Source organism: Streptomyces sp. NPDC053513 (assembly GCF_044544765.1).
Classification (GTDB): domain Bacteria; phylum Actinomycetota; class Actinomycetes; order Streptomycetales; family Streptomycetaceae; genus Streptomyces; species Streptomyces litmocidini.
Genome location: NZ_JBITXP010000044.1, coordinates 16,183 through 34,759, shown reverse-complemented (window position 1 = coordinate 34,759; position 18,577 = coordinate 16,183). Strand labels below are relative to the sequence as shown.

General features: G+C 74.9%; 13 protein-coding genes. 4 read left to right on the top strand and 9 right to left on the bottom strand.

What is annotated here, in order from left to right:
* Positions 1-508: 508 nt before the first annotated feature.
* The 3 genes from ACIGW4_RS37330 to ACIGW4_RS37320 are packed head-to-tail and all read right to left on the bottom strand — an operon-like array spanning position 509 to position 4,965.
* Entirely contained in the window at positions 509-1,516 is a 1,008-nt protein-coding gene (locus ACIGW4_RS37330; protein ID WP_398709980.1) for a serine/threonine-protein kinase, read from the bottom strand.
* The gene (locus tag ACIGW4_RS37325) at positions 1,516-2,235 is read right to left on the bottom strand and encodes a hypothetical protein (RefSeq protein WP_399586083.1); all 720 of its coding nucleotides are present in this window, start codon (positions 2,233-2,235) and stop codon (positions 1,516-1,518) included. Before ACIGW4_RS37325 ends, ACIGW4_RS37330 begins: the two co-directional genes overlap by 1 nt.
* Positions 2,236-2,268: 33 nt before the next feature.
* Positions 2,269-4,965 carry an FHA domain-containing protein gene (locus tag ACIGW4_RS37320; RefSeq protein WP_399586080.1) on the bottom strand — a complete coding sequence of 899 codons (2,697 nt, stop codon included), beginning with the start codon at positions 4,963-4,965 and terminating at the stop codon, positions 2,269-2,271.
* Between the two features lie 111 nt (positions 4,966-5,076).
* On the opposite strand from ACIGW4_RS37320, the gene ACIGW4_RS37315 reads away from it, so the two are divergent.
* The gene (locus ACIGW4_RS37315) at positions 5,077-5,745 is read left to right on the top strand and encodes a helix-turn-helix domain-containing protein (protein ID WP_359587778.1); all 669 of its coding nucleotides are present in this window, start codon (positions 5,077-5,079) and stop codon (positions 5,743-5,745) included.
* Here ACIGW4_RS37315 and ACIGW4_RS37310 read toward each other — a convergent pair.
* Together ACIGW4_RS37310 and ACIGW4_RS37305 are read right to left on the bottom strand one after the other, a co-directional pair.
* The gene (locus ACIGW4_RS37310) at positions 5,709-6,515 is read right to left on the bottom strand and encodes a class II aldolase/adducin family protein (protein ID WP_123458445.1); all 807 of its coding nucleotides are present in this window, start codon (positions 6,513-6,515) and stop codon (positions 5,709-5,711) included. The genes ACIGW4_RS37315 and ACIGW4_RS37310 overlap by 37 nt on opposite strands.
* Positions 6,516-6,697: 182 nt before the next feature.
* On the bottom strand, positions 6,698-7,513 hold the full coding sequence (locus ACIGW4_RS37305) for a DUF3626 domain-containing protein (RefSeq protein ID WP_398709975.1): 816 nt from the start codon (positions 7,511-7,513) through the stop codon (positions 6,698-6,700).
* A gap of 141 nt (positions 7,514-7,654) precedes the next feature.
* Between ACIGW4_RS37305 and ACIGW4_RS37300 the strand changes: the two genes are divergently transcribed.
* The gene (locus tag ACIGW4_RS37300) at positions 7,655-8,341 is read left to right on the top strand and encodes a ThuA domain-containing protein (RefSeq protein WP_359587777.1); all 687 of its coding nucleotides are present in this window, start codon (positions 7,655-7,657) and stop codon (positions 8,339-8,341) included.
* A gap of 320 nt (positions 8,342-8,661) precedes the next feature.
* Here the strand turns inward: ACIGW4_RS37300 and ACIGW4_RS37295 are convergent, their stop codons facing one another.
* Together ACIGW4_RS37295 and ACIGW4_RS37290 are read right to left on the bottom strand one after the other, a co-directional pair.
* Positions 8,662-9,396, bottom strand: coding sequence for an alpha/beta hydrolase (locus ACIGW4_RS37295; RefSeq protein ID WP_399586075.1), 735 nt, complete (start codon positions 9,394-9,396; stop codon positions 8,662-8,664).
* A gap of 211 nt (positions 9,397-9,607) precedes the next feature.
* Complete coding sequence (locus tag ACIGW4_RS37290; protein ID WP_398709971.1) at positions 9,608-10,096, bottom strand: VOC family protein; 489 nt, start codon at positions 10,094-10,096, stop codon at positions 9,608-9,610.
* Between the two features lie 221 nt (positions 10,097-10,317).
* Between ACIGW4_RS37290 and ACIGW4_RS37285 the strand changes: the two genes are divergently transcribed.
* Positions 10,318-11,715: an NADP-dependent succinic semialdehyde dehydrogenase gene (locus ACIGW4_RS37285; protein ID WP_123458440.1), complete on the top strand. Its 1,398-nt coding sequence runs from the start codon at positions 10,318-10,320 to the stop codon at positions 11,713-11,715.
* Positions 11,716-11,745: 30 nt separating this feature from the next.
* Here ACIGW4_RS37285 and ACIGW4_RS37280 read toward each other — a convergent pair whose 3' ends face one another.
* Both ACIGW4_RS37280 and ACIGW4_RS37275 read right to left on the bottom strand, forming a co-directional pair.
* Positions 11,746-12,774, bottom strand: a complete 1,029-nt coding sequence (locus tag ACIGW4_RS37280; RefSeq protein ID WP_399586072.1) for a PHP domain-containing protein — start codon at positions 12,772-12,774, stop codon at positions 11,746-11,748.
* A 10-nt stretch (positions 12,775-12,784) separates the two neighbouring features.
* A complete protein-coding gene (locus tag ACIGW4_RS37275) occupies positions 12,785-14,869 on the bottom strand; it encodes a SpoIIE family protein phosphatase (protein ID WP_359587772.1) in 2,085 nt (694 codons plus the stop codon).
* 211 nt (positions 14,870-15,080) lie between these two features.
* Here ACIGW4_RS37275 and ACIGW4_RS37270 point away from each other — a divergent pair, with 211 nt between their 5' ends.
* Complete coding sequence (locus ACIGW4_RS37270; RefSeq protein ID WP_399586068.1) at positions 15,081-18,572, top strand: AfsR/SARP family transcriptional regulator; 3,492 nt, start codon at positions 15,081-15,083, stop codon at positions 18,570-18,572.
* The last annotated feature ends 5 nt before the right edge of the window (positions 18,573-18,577 follow it).

The following is an 18,577-nucleotide window of genomic DNA, read 5'->3' as shown; positions in this document are numbered from 1 at the left end:
CCGTTGTGGGCAATCGTTCCGCTGGGGCGGAACGGGTGGGCACAACGGACCCGCGCCCTGCCGGCGCCCGAGGCTGCTGTGCCTGGACCCGCACCAGGCTGTGTGCCGCACACGGGGTGCGGGTCCAGGCGCGGAACGCGGAGGCGCCGCTTAAGGGCGCCGTCCCGTGTGCCCACCCGTCCCGCCCCAGCGGAACGATTGCCCACACGGGCGGGTGGGCGGGAGCACCGCCCCGGCGGGCGCAGGCCCCGCACGGGCAGGGGGGCAACGCCCAGCACGGGCGCGGCCCCACGCGGGGGTGGGCGGGAGGGGCGCCGCCCCGCAGGGCGCGGGCCCCACACGCGGGGGCACCGCCCCGGCGGGCGCGGGCGCACATGGGCAGGGGGAGCCGCCCCGTAGGGCGCGGGAGGTGGGCGGGGGCGTCGGCCCGTCGGGGGGCCCGGTGGTCCGGTGGTGACGGTCGCGTGATCGCCGCCCCACGTACAGCATCAGCTCCCGCCCGGCCCCCTCAGCCCGCCCCGCCCGGGTCCAGTTCGTGGAAGACCGGGCGCGCCCAGGCGGGCGGGGCGGGCGGCGCGCCGAGGGGACGGGGGCCCCGGGGCGCCACCGGGCCCCCGGCGGCGGGCGCGTCCGTCAGGGCGGCGCGCAGTTCGGCGACGAACTCCAGGCACGTCCCGTACCGCTCCTCGGGGGTCTTCGCCAGCGCCCTGGCGAAGACCGCGTCCGCCGCCGCGGGCAGCCCCGCCCGCACCTCGGAGAGCGGGGGCGGCGGATCGTACTGCTGCGCCCACAGCACCGCCCAGTCGTTGTCGCGGCGGAACGGCGGCGCCCCCACGAGGGTCTCGAAGACCACGCACGCCAGGCTGTAGACGTCGCACCGGCCGTCCACCGGCTTGCCGGAGATCTGCTCGGGCGCCACGTAGTCGAGGGTGCCGACGAACTCGCCCACCGTCGTGAAGCCCGTGAGGGACAGCGACTTCTTCGTCAGTCCGAAGTCGGTCAGGTAGACGTGCTCCGGATGGTCGCCGTCGGTGCCCTCGGCGACCAGGATGTTGCCGGGCTTCACGTCCCGGTGCACCAGGTCGTGCGCGTGTGCCGCGTCCAGCGCCGAGGCCACCTGCACCGCGATCCGGCCCGCCTTCACCGGCGGCAGCGGCCCCTCGCGGTCGAGCAGGGCCACCAGGTCCTGCCCCGCCACGTACCGCATGGCGATGTACAGCACGCCCTCCGTCTCGCCCGCCTCGAAGACCGGCACGATGTGCGGGTGGTCGATCGAGGCGGCCACCCGCGACTCGTGCGCGAAGCGTTTGCGGAAGGTGTCGTTGCGGGCCAGCTCCGGGGCGAGCAGCTTCAGCGCCACCGTACGGTCGAGGCGCAGGTCCCGGGCCCGGTACACGACCGCCATGCCGCCGCGCCCGATCTCGCCCTCCACCCGGTAGCCCGCGATCTCCTTGCCGACCAGACCCGAGGGCCGGCCCGCCGGGATCTCCGGGTCCCCGCCCGCCGCGCCGGTCATCAGCCCTCACCCTCCGGTCCCGGGGGCCGTTCGACCACCTGGGTCGGCGGCGGCCCGGCGGCGACGGCGGGGTCGCCGCGCAGCACCACCTGGGTCGGCTCGTGCGCCGGGGGCGCGGTGCCCGCCCGTCCGCCCTCGGGCGCCTCGGGCGAGGCGGCCTTCCCGGACGGATCGGCCTTCCTGGACGGATCGGCCTCCATGGGCGGGACGGCCGACGGCGCCGCCGAGGCCGCGTACGTACTGAGTCCGACGCCGTCGCAGTACACCCAGCGCTCGTGCTCCGCGTCGTACAGCCACACCGACTCGCCGTCGACGACCATGCCGACCCGCAGGCCCCGGGTCCGCAGCCGGAAGCCCTCGCCGTCGAGCCTGCCCCCGCCCAGCTCCTCCGCCGCCCGCCGGTAGCGGCCCAGCGCGTCCTCCGCGCGCGCGATGAGCGGCCGGGGATCGGCGGTCCTGGTGAGGGGCCCGCCCGCCGCCGGCGGGTCGTCGGGCACGCTCACGAGGAGGCGCGCGTCGACCCACGCCGTCCAGCCGTTGGAGCACAGCACCCGCCCCCAGTCGCCGGCCCGCTCCACGAGCCGCACCGGCAGGAAGGCGTCGAGGGGCACCGTGGGCAGCGTCGGGTCGGGCGCCTCCCAGGCGGAGAGCCCGGAGCGCGGCACCACATGGGTGGGCCGGAAGTCGGGCACGTCGTACTCGGACACGGGGACGCTCACGGCCGCACCTCCACCGGGGGAGAGCTCACGGACCTACCTCCGCATCACGACGGGCTCGTGGCGGCGCAGCAGCCGTGCCACGAGCAGGCCGAGGACGAGACAGAGCACCACCAGGACGCCCATGTCGAACAGCCAGGCCTCCGCCGTGTGCCGCATCAGCGGATCGGCGGTCTTCTCGCTCGGCGCGATCTTCCCGATGTCGATCGTCGCGCCCATCGCCGCGAACGCCCACCGCGAGGGCACGAGCCAGGCCAGCTGCTCCAGGACGGGCGTGCCGCGCACCTTCAGGAGCGCCCCGCAGAAGACCACCTGCACGATCGCGATGAGGACGAGCAGCGGCATCGTCACCTCCTCCTTGCGGACCAGCGCCGAGACCAGCAGGCCGAGCATCATCGCCGTGAAGGAGAGCAGCGCGACGGCGAGGGTGATCTCCACCAGGGGCGGCATCAGGACGCCCTTGCCGCCGGGCACGTTCAGCGGTACGCCGATCAGCGCGACCAGCGTCAGGACCACCGCCTGCACGACCGTGATCAGTCCGAGGACCACCACCTTCGAGGCGAGATAGGCGGAGCGGGAGAGGCCGACGGCTCTCTCGCGCCGGTAGATCGAGCGCTCCTTGACCAGCTCGCGCACGGCGTTCGCCGAGCCCGTGAGGACACCGCCCACGCAGAGGATGAGCAGCACGTTCAGCGTCGACTCGGGGTTGAGGCTGCCCTCGGACAGCGCCCGGGCCATCGCGCCCATCACGAACGGCAGCGCGATCATGATGGCGAGGAAGGTCCGGTCGGCGGAGAGCGCCGCCGCGTACCGGCGGACGAGCGTCCGCAGCTGGGAGCCCCAGCTCTGCGCCTTCGGCGGGGGAGCGGGCTCCCCGGCCACGGCCCCGCCCGCGGAGGCGGGGACGGAGGAGCCGGACGCGCGGCCCGGGACGTCGGGGCCGGCCGTCGCGTCCGCGATGTACCGGCGGTGGAAGCGGGAGGCCCGGTACTGTCCGGCCCAGTCGCGGTCCCGGTCGTTCTCGAAGGCCTCGAAGGCCTCCGGCCACTGCTCGAAGCCGAAGAAGCCGAGCGTGTCGCCGGGCGGCCCGTAGTACGCGACCCGGCCGCCCGGCGCGAGCACGAGCAGCCGGTCGCACACGTCCAGGCTGAGCACGCTGTGCGTGACCACGACGACCGTGCGGCCGTCGTCCGCGAGTCCGCGCAGCATGTGCATCACGGAGCGGTCCATGCCCGGGTCGAGCCCGGAGGTCGGCTCGTCCAGGAAGAGCAGGGAGGGCTTGGTGAGCAGTTCGAGGGCGACGCTCACCCGCTTGCGCTGGCCGCCGGAGAGGCTGTGGATCGGCTGGTCGGCGCGTTCCACGAGCCCGAGTTCCCGGATCACCTCGTCGACCCGGGCCTGCCGCTCGGCCGCCACGGTGTCCTCGGGGAAGCGCAGTTCGGCGGCGTACCCGAGGGCCCGGCGGACGGTGAGCTGGAGGTGCAGGATGTCGTCCTGCGGGACGAGCCCGATGCGCTGGCGCAGCTCGGCGTAGTCCCGGTAGAGGTCACGGCCGTCGTAGAGCACCGTGCCCCGGTCGGCCGGGCGCTGGCCGGTGAGCGCGTTCAGGAGCGTCGACTTCCCGGCCCCGGACGGGCCGACGACCGCGAGCAGGCACTTCTCGCCCACCGGGAACGACACCTCGTCGAGGAGGGTCTTGCGTCCGTGGTCGACGGTCACCGCGAGCGACCGGACGTCGAGCGAGACCTCGCCGGTGTCCGTGAACTCGACGAGCTGCCCGCCGATCAGACAGAACGCGGACCGGCCGATGCCGACGATGTCCTCCGCCGTCACACGGGCGTCCACGACGGGAGCGCCGTTGAGGAAGGTGCCGTTGTGGCTGCCGAGGTCGTGGATCCAGTAGGTGCCGTCGGGGTGGGCGCGGAGCTCGGCGTGCCGCCGGGACACGATCAGGTCGGCGACGACCACGTCGTTGTCGGGGGCGCGCCCGATCCGGACGGTGTGCGCCGGCAGCGGCCGCACGGACGTCGGCTGCCGGAAGGTGCCGGTCATGGCGGGATGCGAGACGGACGGCGGCCGGAGCACCTCGGACCCGAGCACGGGGCCGGGGACGGGGGCCGGGGCGGGCGGGGCCTCGGACCGGTGCTCCGGCGGGGCCTCCCGCACGGGCTCCGACGGAGGCGGTGACGGGGGCGCGGCTTCCCGTACAGGCTCCGGCGAAAACGGTGGTGGGGCCCGCCGTGCGTCTTCCGGTACGGCCTCCGACGGGGCCTCCCGCACGGGCTCCGGCGGGGGCGCTGGTGGGGGCGCGGCTTCCCGTCCGGGCTCCGGCGAGGCCTCCCGTACGGAGTCCGGCGGGGTCTCCCGTACGGAATCCGGTACGTCGCGGGGTTCCGCCGGCCGGGGCGGGGCGCCGGTCGAGAGGACCGCGCGCGGTCCGTCGGCCGGGTGCCCGAACCGTACGACCGTCCCGGGACCGACCTCCCGCGCCCGGGCGACCCGCAGGCCGTCCGCGAACGTGCCGTTCGTACTGCCCTCGTCCGCCAGGGTCCAGTGGCCGCCGACGGCGCTGAGCACCGCGTGGTGCCAGGACGCCCGGGCGTCCGCGAGCACGATGTCGCTGGTGGGGTCGCGCCCGATGCGATAGACGCGACTCGGGTTCATGAGCGTCGCGTCCCCGTCGATCTCAAGGATCAGATCGGGCGCCGCGGGCACGACGGGCCGCTCTGCCATGCATGAATTTTATCCGCCGCCGCTGATCGCCGCCCGGGAAGGAGACGCCGGTAAGGTGGGCGTCCGCCGCGCGAGCGGCCTCAGGGCCTGTCTGACGAGGAGGACGCATCCGTGCCGAAAGGTGTCACCAGGCGGCGGCCCCGCACCCGCGCGGCGCTCCTGAAGGCAGCACTGGAGACCTTCGCCGAGCACGGCTTCCACGCGACGACGATCGAGCAGATCTGCGAGCGCGCCGGTTACACGCGGGGCGCGTACTACTCGAACTTCGCGAGCAAGGAAGAGCTCTTCCTCGCCCTCTTCGACGAGCACAGCGAGCGGACCGTACGGCGCCTCGCCGAGGCCATCGACGCGCTGTCGCCCGAGGAGTACACCCTGCCCCGGCTCGCGGAGCTCGCCGCCCGCGTCGAACCGGACGAGCGGGAGTGGTATCTCGTCACCACCGAGTTCACCCTGCACGCCATCCGCGACCCGCAGGCCGCCTGGGTGCTCGCGCGCCACGACGAGCGGCTGCGGGCCGAGATCGCCCGCGGCCTCACCCTCGTGCTGCGCCGCGCCGGACGCGAACTGACCGTGACCGCCGACCGGTTCGCCCGCCTCCTCATCGCCCTGCGCGAGGGCGGTCTCGCGCAGAGCTACGTGGAGCCGGCCGAACTGCCGCCGGGCACCCTGGAACGGCAGTTCCTCGTCCCGCTCCTGGAGGCGGCGACGCGTGAGCTCCCCGGCGCCTCCGGCCGGCCCGGGAGTCAGTCGAAGAGGTCGGGGTCGGACGCGGTGATCTGATCCCACAGGGGACGCGCCTGGAACCACCCGGCCAGGTGTCCGCCGATCTGCCCCCGGGTGAGGAGGGCCGTCTCGCGGTCGATGAGCTGCGGGGTGCCCGCCGCCATCGCGAGGAGCTGCGCCTGGCAGGAGCGCTCCATGGTGACGAACCACCACACGGCCTCGGCGACGGAGTGGCCGACGGTGAGCAGTCCGTGGTTCTTGAGGATGACCGCCTTGTGGTCACCGAGGGCCTTGGCGACCCGCTCGCCCTCCTCGGTCTCGTTCACGACGCCCCGGTAGTCGTCGTAGATCCCGTGGTCCTCGAAGAACGCGCAGGCGTCCTGGGTGATCGGGTCGAGCGGGATGCCGAGGCTGGAGAAGGCCTTGCCGTGCAGGGAGTGCGAGTGCGCGGCGGCGACCGCGTCGGGGCGGGCGGCGTGGACCCGGGAGTGGATGACGAACGCGGCCCGGTTCACGGGCCGGCGCCCTTCGAGGACGTTCCCCTCGTGGTCGACCAGGATCAGGTCCGAGGCCTTGATCTGGGTGAAGCTCATGCCGAACGGGTTGACCCAGAAGGCGTTCGGGTCGCCCGGGTCGCGGACGGTGATGTGTCCGGCGACGCCCTCGGAGAAGCCGAACCTCCCGAAGATCCGGAACCCGGCGGCGAGCTGTTCCTTGCGGTACGCGCGCTCCTCCTCGACGGACTCGAAGGTGGGCGGCAGCGGGACGACGGCCCCCTCGGGCAGGGGCCCGACGGCGGCGGCGATCGCAGGCGGCACGGTGCTCATGGCGGCTCCTCGGTGAGCGGGACGCGTGGGTGTGCACGGCGCGCCAAAAGATACAGAGATGTATCCGATACGCCAATGCATCGGGAGTCGGTGTGGCGTACGGCTCAGCCGGCGCCCGGGCCGGGCGCCGTTCCGGCGTACGGCGCGGGGCCTCGGCGTACGGGTCCGGACCGGGGTCCCGCTCAGCCCGTCGGGGCTCCGAAGCGGGCCAGGCAGTGCCAGACCTTCTTCACGTCCTGCGGGTCGTACCGCCCCGACTCCGCCGCCTCCTGCACGATCCGCGGGTCGAGCCGGCCGTCGACGGCGATCCGGGCCGCCAGCTCCACGTACTCGGGCCCCCGGAAGTCGGGGTGACGCCGCAGTTCGTCGACGGAGACGCGGAAACCCCCGTGCCACTCCACCGGGCAGGGCAGCCGCCGCGCCGCCTCCTCCACCTCCGTGCCCCGGTGGCTCGGGTCCAGGACCAGCGCCTCCACGTCCCGTCCGATCACGACCGGTCCGTGGACCTGGGCCTCGATGTAGTCGTCGAGCGGATCCTTCTCGTCGGCCTCGGCGAGGGCGATCAGCCGCATCCGGGACGCGACGCCGAAGTCGCCGGGCTCCAGGAAGCTGTCGGGGTAGCAGAAGGTCGCGCGCTCCACGGCGGCCGCCGTGAGCCGCAGATGGGCGGAGCCGAAGCGGGGTGCGGCGCCGAAGGGGCGGCGGCGGAAGTCGAGCGCGCCGTAGACCGGACGCGTCTCCGCCGGAGCCCCGTCGTACGCCCCACCGAAGATGCGGCTCTCCCAGCGCCAGCGGTCTCCGCCGGGGCGGGCGGTGAGCCCGCCGTTGCCGGTGCCGGTGACGAACTGGGAGCGGTAGACCCCCTCGTCCGCGAGCCGGTGCAGGAAGTGCGGATGGAAGTTGAGGGTGACCCGCAGGTCGGGGGCGAGCGGATCGCCGGTGGAGCGTGCGGCGACATGGGCGAGGGCCAGCCGGGCATGATCGTGAAGGGGTGTCATCCGGGCAGTGTGCAGGAGCGGGCGGGGTTGCGGCCCGCGGTTTTCGGTGGCTACGGTCGCGGGCGGGGAGGGGGGAAAGCGCTTTCTCCTCGCTGTCGAACCCGCCCGCGCTTCCTCGCCACCCGCCCTGGAGCCCTTCGCGTGACCACCGCCGACGTCCTCGTCCACACCCGCACGGCGGGATACCGCCACGACTCGATCCCCGCCGGCGCCGCCGCCCTCGTCGAACTGGCGGCGGAACTCGGCCGGACGGCCGAGGTCACCGAGGACCCGGCGGCCTTCGCGCCGGAGCGCCTGGAGGGGTGCGCCGTCGTCGTCCTCCTCTCCACGACGGGGAACATCCTGACGCCCGAGGGGCGTGCGGCCTTCGAGGCGTACCTCCGGGGAGGCGGTTCCCTCCTCGCCGTCCACGCGGCCGCCAACGCCGAACCCGACTGGCCCTTCTACGGCGAACTGCTCGGCACCCGCTTCGACGGGCACCCGGAGATCCAGCCGGGCGCGGTGCTCGTCGACGACCGGGAACACCCGGCGACCGCCCCGCTTCCGGAGCGCTGGGAGTGGACGGACGAGTGGTACAACTTCACCTCGGACCCCCGGACTTCCGGGCGGCCCGTACGGGTCCTGGCCCGGGCCGACGAGACCGCGTACCGGGGCGGCACCCACGGCGCCGACCACCCGCTGGTCTGGTGCCGGGAGATCGACCGGGGCCGCTTCTTCTTCACCGCCCTGGGGCACGCGCCGGAAACCTACGGCGACCCCGCCTTCCGGGCCCACCTCAGGGGAGCCCTGACCTGGCTGACGGCCGGCCGCGCCCCGGAGGCCCCCTGACCCCGAACGCCCCGACACCGTCCGGGGCTCCGCCCGACACCGCCCGCGGCGGCCCACCGCCCGGCCCGGACGCGCGTGGTGCGCGTCCGGGCAGGACGGCTCCGGGGCAGGGTCCGGGCGGTTCCGAGCCAGGATCCGGACGGCTCCGGGCCAGGGTCCGGAAGGTTCCGGGCCAGGACCTGGGAGCCGGGCGGTCCCACCTCAGGTGCCGGGTGAAGGACGCGGCCTCACCTCAGGTGCCTGGTGAAGGACGCGGCCTCATCTCAGGTGCCTGGTGAAGGACGCGGCCCCACCTCAGGTGCCTGGTGAAGGACGCGGCCTCACCTCAGGTGCCGGGTGAAGAACCGGGCCGCGGCGTCCCCCGCGAACCGCGGGACGCCGGTGTGTCCGCCCATGTGGGCGTGGAGGGACTTCTCCGCGGAGCCGAAGGCGTCGAACAGGTCCAGGGACGCCTGCCGGTCGTTCCCCTCGTCGTCCCACTGCAGCAGGACGTGCAGCGGAATGGTGACCCGGCGGGCCTCCTCGAACACGGAGCGCGGCACGAAGCTCCCGGCGAAGAGCGCGGCGGCCGCGATGCGCGGCTCGACCACCGCGAGGCGGACGCCGATGGAGATCACTCCCCCCGAGTACCCGACCGGGCCGCCGAGCCCGGGCAGCGTCAGGAGGGCGTCCAGGGCGGCCCGCCATTCCGGGACCGCCCGGTCGACGAGCGGGAGGATGAGGGCGTCGACGATCTCGTCGGTGACCGGCTCGCCGGCCTCCATGACCCGGCGCAGCTCGGCGCGGGCCTGCTCGGCGGCGGGCAGGCGGGGCCGGTCGCCGCTTCCGGGGAGCTCGATGGTGGCCGCGGCGAAGCCGTCCGCCGCGGCGCTCCGGGCCCGGTCCACCAGTCGGGGGTACATCGTGCGCAGCCCGAGCGGGGGGTGGCCGAGCAGGATCAGCGGCACCGGTGCGGACGCGGACGGGGGCGTCCACAGGAGGCCGGGGATCTCGTCGAGGGCGAATTCGCGTTCGAGGACACCGTCGTCGAGGTGCCGCTCGGAAGTGAAACGCATGGTCGTGCCTTTCGGGAGTGCTCTGGATGCGGCGCTCCCGGACGACGACCTATCGCCCGACCGTGACCCCGGAGGGGAGCACCCATGTCGATACTGCGTTCACGGGTACCACCTCCTCGTTCCTTCGCACGGCCTCCGGGAAACTAGCAGCGGCCGCCGTGATCCGCCAACGGGTTTTCGCCAACTAGGACTCGCCCTTCGGACCGGGGTCCTAGTTGGCGAACCCGCCCTTGGGCTCGATGATCTCCAGGTTGGTTCCGTCGGGGTCGTTGAAATAGGCCACCTTGGTGCCGAGGGCCGCGTCCGGGGTGACCTCGCCCGCGAGGAACGTGTAGTCCTCGCCGAGGAAGTCGTAACCGGCCTCCTTCATGCGCTTGTACACGGCGTCGAAGTCGTCGACCTTGAAGCACAGGTGCATGGACCCGGGACGGTTCGCCGCTCCGTTCGTCCGCCAGCCCACCGGGTCCTGGAACTCGATCAGGTCGATGCCGAGGCCGTCGATGTTGATCGTGGCGTACCGCAGGTTCGCATCGGGCAGCCCCTGCGAGTTGCCGAAGCGCACGCTGTGCATGGTCCCCTGCGCGACGGGCGGCCGACCCGTCAGGGCCTGGTAGAAATCGATCGCCACGTCCAGGTCCGAGACCGAGATCCCGACGTGCGCGCCCCGGGTGAGCCCGATCGGAGTGCTGGAAACAGCCATGACGAATGCCTCTCGTTCGTGGGCTCCGTGGGGATGCCCGCTCGTGAGCTCCGTGCGGATGCCTCTGTGCCCATCCTCCCGAATACTCCGGATCGCGCATCCCTGGGACCGGCCCCGCTCCGGCCGATCGGCCGGGGTCACCCCACCGCCCCGCCCCTGTTGCGCCGACGGCCGGAGGGGGAAAGGTTACGGACAGGACCCAGGGCAGAAGGAGGCACGTCATGGGCATCGCCACCGTGAACCCCGCGACGGGTGAGACGCTGCGCACCTACGAGGCCCACGGGCCCGAGGAGGTCGAGCGGCGCATCGCCGCCGCGCACGAGGCGTACCGCCAGTACCGCACGACCTCCTTCGCCGAGCGCTCCCGGCTCCTGCGCGCCGCCGCGGCCCTCCTCGACGAGGACACCGAGGACATCGCCCGCACGATGACCACCGAGATGGGCAAGCCGATCGCCGCCGCCCGCGCGGAGGCCGCCAAGTGCGCGAAGGCCATGCGCTGGTACGCCAAGCACGCGGAGGAACTGCTCGCCGACGAGCACCCGGCCGAGAGCGACGTCCAGGACTCGGGCGCCGACGTGGCCCGGGTCCACTACCGGCCCCTCGGCCCGATCCTCGCCGTCATGCCGTGGAACTTCCCGCTCTGGCAGGTGATCCGGTTCGCCGCGCCCGCGCTCATGGCGGGCAACACCGGCCTCCTCAAACACGCCTCCAACGTGCCGAGGACCGCCCTCTACCTGGGCGACCTCTTCCGGCGCGCCGGATATCCCGACGGCTGCTTCCAGACCCTCCTCATCGGCTCCCGGGAGGTCGAGGGCGTCCTCCGGGACCCCCGGGTGGTGGCCGCCACCCTCACCGGCAGCGAGCCGGCCGGCCGGTCCGTCGCCGCCGTCGCGGGCGGCGAGGTGAAGAAGACCGTCCTGGAGCTCGGCGGCAGCGACCCGTACATCGTCATGCCCTCCGCCGACATCGTCGGAGCCGTGAAGACCGCCGTCACCGCGCGCGTCCAGAACAACGGCCAGTCCTGCATCGCCGCCAAGCGGTTCATCGTCCACCACGACGTGTACGACGACTTCTCGGAGCGCTTCACCGCCGCCATGAACGCCCTCACGGTCGGCGACCCCCTCGACGAGTCCACCGACGTCGGCCCCCTCGCCACCGAGCAGGGCCGGGCCGACCTGGAGGCGCTCGTCGACGACGCCGTCGCGCGGGGCGCCACCGTCCTCTGCGGCGGCCACCGCCCGGAGGAGCCGGCTCTCCGGAACGGCTGGTACTACCGGCCCACCGTCCTCACCGGCATCACGCCGGAGATGCGGATCCACCACGAGGAGGCCTTCGGCCCGGTCGCCACCGTCTACCCGGTCCAGGACGTCGAGGAGGCGGTGGCCGTCGCCAACGACTCCCCGTTCGGCCTCAGTTCCAACGTCTGGACGCGCTCCCAGGAGGACATCGCGTTCTTCGTCCGCGACCTGGAGGCGGGCGGCGTCTTCGTCAACGGCATGACGGCCTCGCACCCGGCGCTCCCCTTCGGCGGGATCAAGCGCTCGGGGTACGGCAGGGAGCTCTCCGGCCACGGCATCCGCGAGTTCTGCAACGCGACCACGGTCTGGCAGCGCGCCTGACAGCTGGGGAACAAGTCTCCTCCGGCCGCCTCAGCCCCGCGTCCACTCCAGCAGCCGCTCGACCGGCCAGGTGTTGATCACCCGCTCCGGCGGGACCCCGCACTCCTCGGCCCGTGCGCAGCCCAGGATCTGCCACTCCAGTTGTCCGGGCGCGTGGGCGTCCGTGTCGACGGCGACGTACGTGCCCGCCGCGACCGCCGCCCGCAGCAGCCGGCGCGGCGGATCGAGGCGCTCCGGACGGCTGTTGACCTCCACCGCCGTGCCCGCCTCGGCGCAGGCGGCGAAGACGCGCTCCGCGTCGAACTCGGACTCGGGCCGCAGCCGCCCACCCGCCACCAGGCGCCCCGTGCAGTGCCCCAGCACGTCCATCAGCGGGTCGCGCACGGCCCGTTCGAGGCGGCGGGTCATCGACCGGGCGTCCATCCGGAGCTTCGAGTGGACCGAGCCGACGACCAGGTCGAGCCGGGCGAGCAGCTCCGGCTCCTGGTCGAGCGAGCCGTCGTCCAGGATGTCGCACTCGATGCCGGTGAGGAGCCGGAACGGCGCCCACTCCTCGTTGAGCCGCGCCACCACGTCCAGTTGCCGCCGCAGGCGCTCGGGGGACAGCCCCCGCGCCACCGTCAGACGCGGCGAGTGGTCGGTGAGGACCGCCCACTCGTGCCCGATCGCCGCCGCCGTCCGCCCCATGACCTCGATGCCGGCGCCGCCGTCGGACCAGTCCGAGTGCAGATGGCAGTCACCGCGCAGGGCGGCCCGCAACGCCGCACCCGCGCGGCCGTCCCCCTCCTTCGGCCCCAGGGGGGCCTCCGACTCCTCCTCCAGGCGCGCCAGATACTCCGGCACCCGGCCCTCCAGGGCCTCGCGCACCACCGCCGCCGTCTTCGGCCCGACGCCCTTCAGCGACTCCAGGGTGCCGTCAGCCGCCCGCCGGGCCGCCTCGCCCTCCGGCAGGGCCGCGACGGCCGTGGCGGCGGTCCGGAAGGCACGCGCCCGGTAGCCCGGCGCCTGGGCGCGTTCCAGCAGGAACGCGATGCGGTCCAACGCGGCGACGGGATCCACGGCGGTCTCCTCACCCACCGCCGGGGGCGGATTCGACCGTCAGCTGCGCGGGCCCGATCTCGCACCACACCGCCTTGCCCTCGCCGCGCGGCTCCACGCCCCACCGGGAGGCCAGCGCGTCGATCAGGAGCATCCCCCGGCCCGAGGTCGCGGCCTCGCCGGGGGTGCGCCGCCGGGGCCAGGCGCTCGACCGGTCCTGCACCGAGAGCCGTACCCGCCGCACCGGCTCAGGCAGCACCTCCAGCGTCAGCACCGCCCCGCCCTCGGTGTGCAGCAGCACGTTCACGAGCAGTTCGCCCGTCAACAGCTCGGCGTCGTCGACGAGTTCCGACATGCCCCAGTCGCGAAGCGCCTGCCCGACGGCGGCCCGCGCGTCCGACAGGCCCTGCGGATCGGCCTGGTGGATGTACTGGTGGATGCGCGGCGCCCGGGGCGTGCCCGGGTCCGGGCTGCGGCGCAGCACCAGGAGGGCCACGTCGTCGCCCGAGCCCCACCGCTCCCAGAGGCGCTCGGAGAGGTGGTCGGCGAGCGCCTCCGCCTGCGGCGGGCCGCTGGCGATCGCGCCCGAGAGCGCGGCGAGGCCGGACTCGATGTCCGAGCCGGGCTGTTCGACGAGCCCGTCCGTGCAGAGCACCAGCGTCTCGCCGGGCACCAGGTCGAGCCGGGTCTCCGGGAACTCCTCCTCGCCGAACACGGTCGCGAGGCCCAGCGGGAGCCCGCCCCGCAGCTTCGGCTGCCCGACCCGGCCGTCGGTGTGCCGGATCAACGGCCCGAGATGCCCGGCCCGTACGGCGCGCAGGGTGCCGCTCGCCAGGTCCACCTGCGCGTACGTGCAGGTCGCGAAGCGGTTGGTGTCCAGCTCGGCGAGGAACCGGGAGGCCCGGGCGAGGACGGTCGACGGGGCGTGCCCCTCGCCGGCGTACGCGCGCAGGGCGATCCGCAGCTGCCCCATGATGGCGGCGGCGTGCGTGTCGTGCCCCTGGACGTCGCCGACGACGATCCCGACCCGGCCGCGCGGCAGCGGGATCACGTCGTACCAGTCGCCGCCGACCTGCCGTCCGCTCCACGCCGCGTGGTAGCGGACGGCGATCTCGCCCCCGGCGAACTGCGGGATCCGGCGCGGCAGCATCGTCGCCTGGAGTCCGGTGGCCAACTCCCGCTCCTCGTCGAAGAGGATCGCCCGCTGGAGCGACTGGGCGACGATCGCCGCGAGGCCGAGGGCGAGGTTGCGCTCGTCGGCGTTGAAGGAGGTGCGGCCCCGGTAGAACAGGGCCATGCCGCCGAGCGAACGCGCCTGCGCCACCAGCGGGAGGTAGCAGGCGGCCCGGAACTCCAGGTGCGGCAGATAGGGGGCGAGCTCGGGGAAGTCCCGCCCCAGCGAGGGGAACGAGGAGACGAACCGGGGACGCCCGCTCAGCACCGCCTCGGCCAGCGGCAGTTTCCGGTCGAGGCGACGGCTGCGGAAGTCGTCGAAGACGTCGAGGGACTCCCCGCTGAGCGCGATGAGGTTGAGCGAGCCGTTCTCGACGAGACCGAGGGCGAGACCGTCCGCGCCGAGCCGGGCGAGGCCGCCCGGGCCGGTCAGGGCGGCGGTCACGTCGTCCACGGTCACCGCGCGCGACAGCGCGTTCGTCGTCCGCTCGACGATGTTCGTCTGGACCTCGCGCCGCTTCTCCAGCTCCTGCACGAAGGCGAAGTGCGCGACCTCGGCGGTCGTGTCCCGCACGATGCCGACGATCCGCCGGGCCCGGCCGTCCGGCGAGCGCAGGATCCGCGCCTGCACGTGCGTCCAGTGGGGTGACCCGTCGGCCTGCGGGATGGGGAAGTGCGCCGTGTACGAGACCGCGCCGCTGCGTACGGCCTGCCGCACGACGTCCTCCAGCTTGAGCTGCTCGTCGGGCGCCAGACGCGTCACGATCGACGTCGGCCGTCCGTCGAAGGCGTCCGGGGCCACGCCGAAGATCAGCAGCCCGGACTCGTCGACATCGATGGTGCCCGTGTCGAGATCCCAGTCGAAGCTGCCGGTCCGGTTCATGGCGAGCCACTCGGCGGGCCCGATCTCGCCACTGCGCGTACGCCGGTCGTCATCGGTCATCCTCCCCATTGTCGAACCCGCACCCCGCGGACGCCATGGCGGCGACACGGCGTGGCGCGAGTTCGCCGCGACGAAGCGGACCGGACCGAGCGGACCGGACCGGGCGGGCCGGGCGGGCCGAATGGACCTGACGGGCCGGACCGGGTGAGGAGGAGGGGCCGGTCGAGAGGGCGACGGAACCCCTCCGCCCGCGCCGGGGCAGAATGGGCCGGTGCAGCCGCCGCCCTACCGTGTCCTCGGTCCGTGCCGGGCCCTCCGTACCGACGACGGGACGGAGGCGGTCCTGAGCGGTGCCAGGCTCCGCGCCCTCCTCACCGCGCTCGCCGCGGCCGGCGGGCGCGCGGTGGGCCCCGGCGCGCTGATCGAGCAGGTGTGGGCCGACGCCGACCCGGCCGACGACCAGGACCGTACGGCGGCGCTCCAGGCCCTCGTCGGCCGCCTGCGCCGCGCCCTCGGCCGCGAGGCCGTCGTCTCGGCCCCCGGCGGCTACCGGTTGGCCGCCGCCCCCGACGCCGTCGACCTGCACCGCTTCGAACGGCTCGCCGCCGAAGGCGCCGCCGCGCTCGCCGCCGGCCACGCCGAACGGGCGGCCGCACTCCTCGACGAGGCCCTGGACCTCTGGCGCGGGCCCGCCCTCGCGGATCTGCCCGGCCGGGACACCGACCCCCTGGTCGTACGGGTCGAACAGCGGCACGCGCGGGCGCGGCGCGACCGGCTCGCCGCCGACCTGGCCCTCGGACGGGCCGACGCCGCACTGCCGCCCCTCGCCGCGCTCGCCGCCGGACAGCCGCTCGACGAACCCCTCCAGGCCCTGCGGATCCGCGCCCTGCGCGCGGCCGGACGGCCCGCCGAGGCCCTCGCCGCGTACGAGGAGGTCCGCACCGCCCTCGCGGACCGGCTCGGCACGGACCCGGGACCGGAACTGCGCTCCCTGCACGCCGAACTCCTCACGGAGGACCGGCCCGTGCCGCCCCCGCCGCCCGCTCCGTCCGCGCCGGCCGGCACCCTTCCCGCCCGCCTGACCTCGTTCATCGGCCGGGCCGACGAGCTGGACTCGCTCGCCGCCGCCTGGGGCGGGCGGCGGCTCGTCACCCTCACCGGGCCGGGCGGCGTGGGCAAGACGCGGCTCGCCCTGGAGGCGGCCGGGACGTACGAGGGCCCCGTCCACCTCGCCGAACTCGCCTCCGTACGCGGGGAGTCCACGGTCGCCGCCGCCGTCCTCACCGCGCTCGGGGCCCGCGAGACCCAGCTCTGGCACACTCCGGCCGTTCCCCCGGCCGATCCGAAGGACCGGTTCGCGACCCTCGTCGAACACTGCGCCGGGCGCCGGATGCTCCTGGTCCTCGACAACTGCGAACACGTCGTCGCCGAGGCGGCGGAGCTCGCGCAGGCGCTCCTCACCCGCTGCCCGGGCGTGACCGTCCTCGCGACGAGCCGCGAGCCCCTGGGGGTGCCGGGGGAGGAGGTGCGGCCGCTCGGCCCGCTGCCCGTGGACATGGCGCTGCGGCTCCTCGGGGAGCGGGGCGCGGCCGCGCGACCGGGGTTCCGGGTGGCGGAGGACCCGGAGGCGGCGGAGGAGGTCTGCCGCAGGCTCGACGGGCTGCCGCTGGCGATCGAACTGGCGGCGGCGCGGCTGCGGATGCTGTCGGTGCGGCAGATCGCGGACCGGCTCGACGACCGGTTCCGCCTGCTGACCTCGGGCGCGCGGACGGTGCTGCCGCGTCAGCAGACCCTGCGGGCGGTGGTGGACTGGTCGTGGGAGCTCCTCGACGAGGCCGAACGGGCGGTGCTGCGACGGCTCGCGGTCTTCACGGGCGGGTGCGACCTGACGGCGGCGGAGGCGGTCTGCGCGAGCGAGACGCCCGCGCCCGCCGACGTACGGGAAATCCCGGGCGCGGACCTGCCGGACGGGCGGGGTGCCGACGTACCGGACGCGTCGGGAGGGCCGGGTGCCGGCGTGCGTGCCGGGCGGAACGTCGGCGTACCGGACGCGCCGGGTGCCGACGTGCGGGGCCTGCCCGACGCGCCGGGCGCCGCCGTGCCCGCCGCCGGTGTCCTGGACGTGCTCGGCGCTCTGGTCGACAAGTCGCTGGTGGTGGCCGCGCCCGACGGCGGCGGGATGCGTTTCCGGCTCCTGGAGACCGTGGCCGAGTACGCGGGGGAGCGGCTGGACGAGGCCGGGGAGCGGGCGGCGGCGGAGCGGCGCCACCTCAGGTACTACCGGGAGCTCGCCCGCCGCACCGAACCGGAGCTGCGCGGTCCCGGCCAGGTCGACGCCATCGCCCGCTTCGAGCGGGAGCACGACAACCTGCGCGGCGCCCTCCGGACGGCCGTCGCGCTCGGCGACGAGCAGGAACTGCTCTGCCTGGTCCACGCCCTCAGCTGGTTCTGGCAGCTCCGCAACCACCAGGCCGACGCCCGCACCTGGGCCGCCGAGGCCGGCCGCCTCGGCCCCGACCCCTTCCAGGAGCCGGTCCGCCCCGCCGGGCCGCTGGAAGGCCGGTGCGTGGACGTGCCGCCGCCGTGGACCGGCGAGCGGCTGTGGGAGGCCCGGCGCGGCGGCCGGCTGTACGCCCTCGCGACCGAGGGCGGCGAGGGCGCCACCGCCCTGGAACGGCCCGAGACCCGCGCCCGGCTCGCCGCCCTCGTCGCCGCGTACCGCCCCGGACTCCCGCAGACCTGCCGCCAGCCGGGCACGATGTGGTACTTCGCCCGGCTCATGACCGGAGAGCTCACCGGCCTCGACGAGACCCTGACCCTGATCGTCGACGCCTGCCGCGCCCACGGCACCGGCTGGGACCTGGGCTTCGCCCTCCTCATGCGGGCCAAGCTCGTCGGCCGGGGCGCCGACGCCGCCGAGGGACTCGCCCTCTTCGAGGCCGCCGGGGACGCCTGGGGGATCGCGGAGTCCCTCGCCGCCCGGGGAGAGGCCTACGAGCGCGAGGGCCGGCTCACCGAGGCGGCGGCCGACTTCGAGCGGGCCACCGACGCCGCCGTCCGCGTCGGAGCGCGCTCCCAGGTGCCCGTCTTCACGGCCCGCCTCGCGGCCGTACGGCTCCGTCTGCGCCCGGAGGGGGACGCGGCGGCCGAGCGGCTGCTGGTCGAGGCCGCCGACGAGGCCGGGCAGTGGGGCGCCGAGGCCGCCGGCAGCGGCAGGCTGCTGCTCGCCCAGCACTACGGCAACACCGGGCGCACCGCCCTCGCCCGCGCACAGCTCTCCCTCCTGGAGGAGGAGTTCGGGGACGTCACCCCGGCGCTCTTCTGGGGTCTGGTCGGCGGGACGTGGGCGTGGCTCGACTGCCTCGACGGCGCCCACGACCGGGCCCTGTCACGCCTCGCCCGGGCCGTCGTGGACATCGAGACCCTCGCCCATCTGGTCGCCCCGCACCTCGTCGTCGCCCAGTTCGGGACGGCCGCCTGGGCCCGAGGCGGCCGCGGCGCGCCGGGCGACGCCGAGACGGGAGTCCGGCTCCTCGGCGCGTACGACGCCCACGCCGGCTCCGACACGGGCGGCGGCTTCCGCCCCTTCACCCCGGAGACCGAGGCCGCGATCCGGGGCCGCGCCGAGGCGGTGCTCCGCGCGGCCCTGTCCCCGGAGGCGTACGCCCGTGGCCACGAGGAGGGCGCCGGCCTCTCCCTCGAAGCGGCCGCCGCCCTGGTCCGGGACCGGGAGGACCCCGGCCGGGGATCCGGCGCGCGGTGACGCGA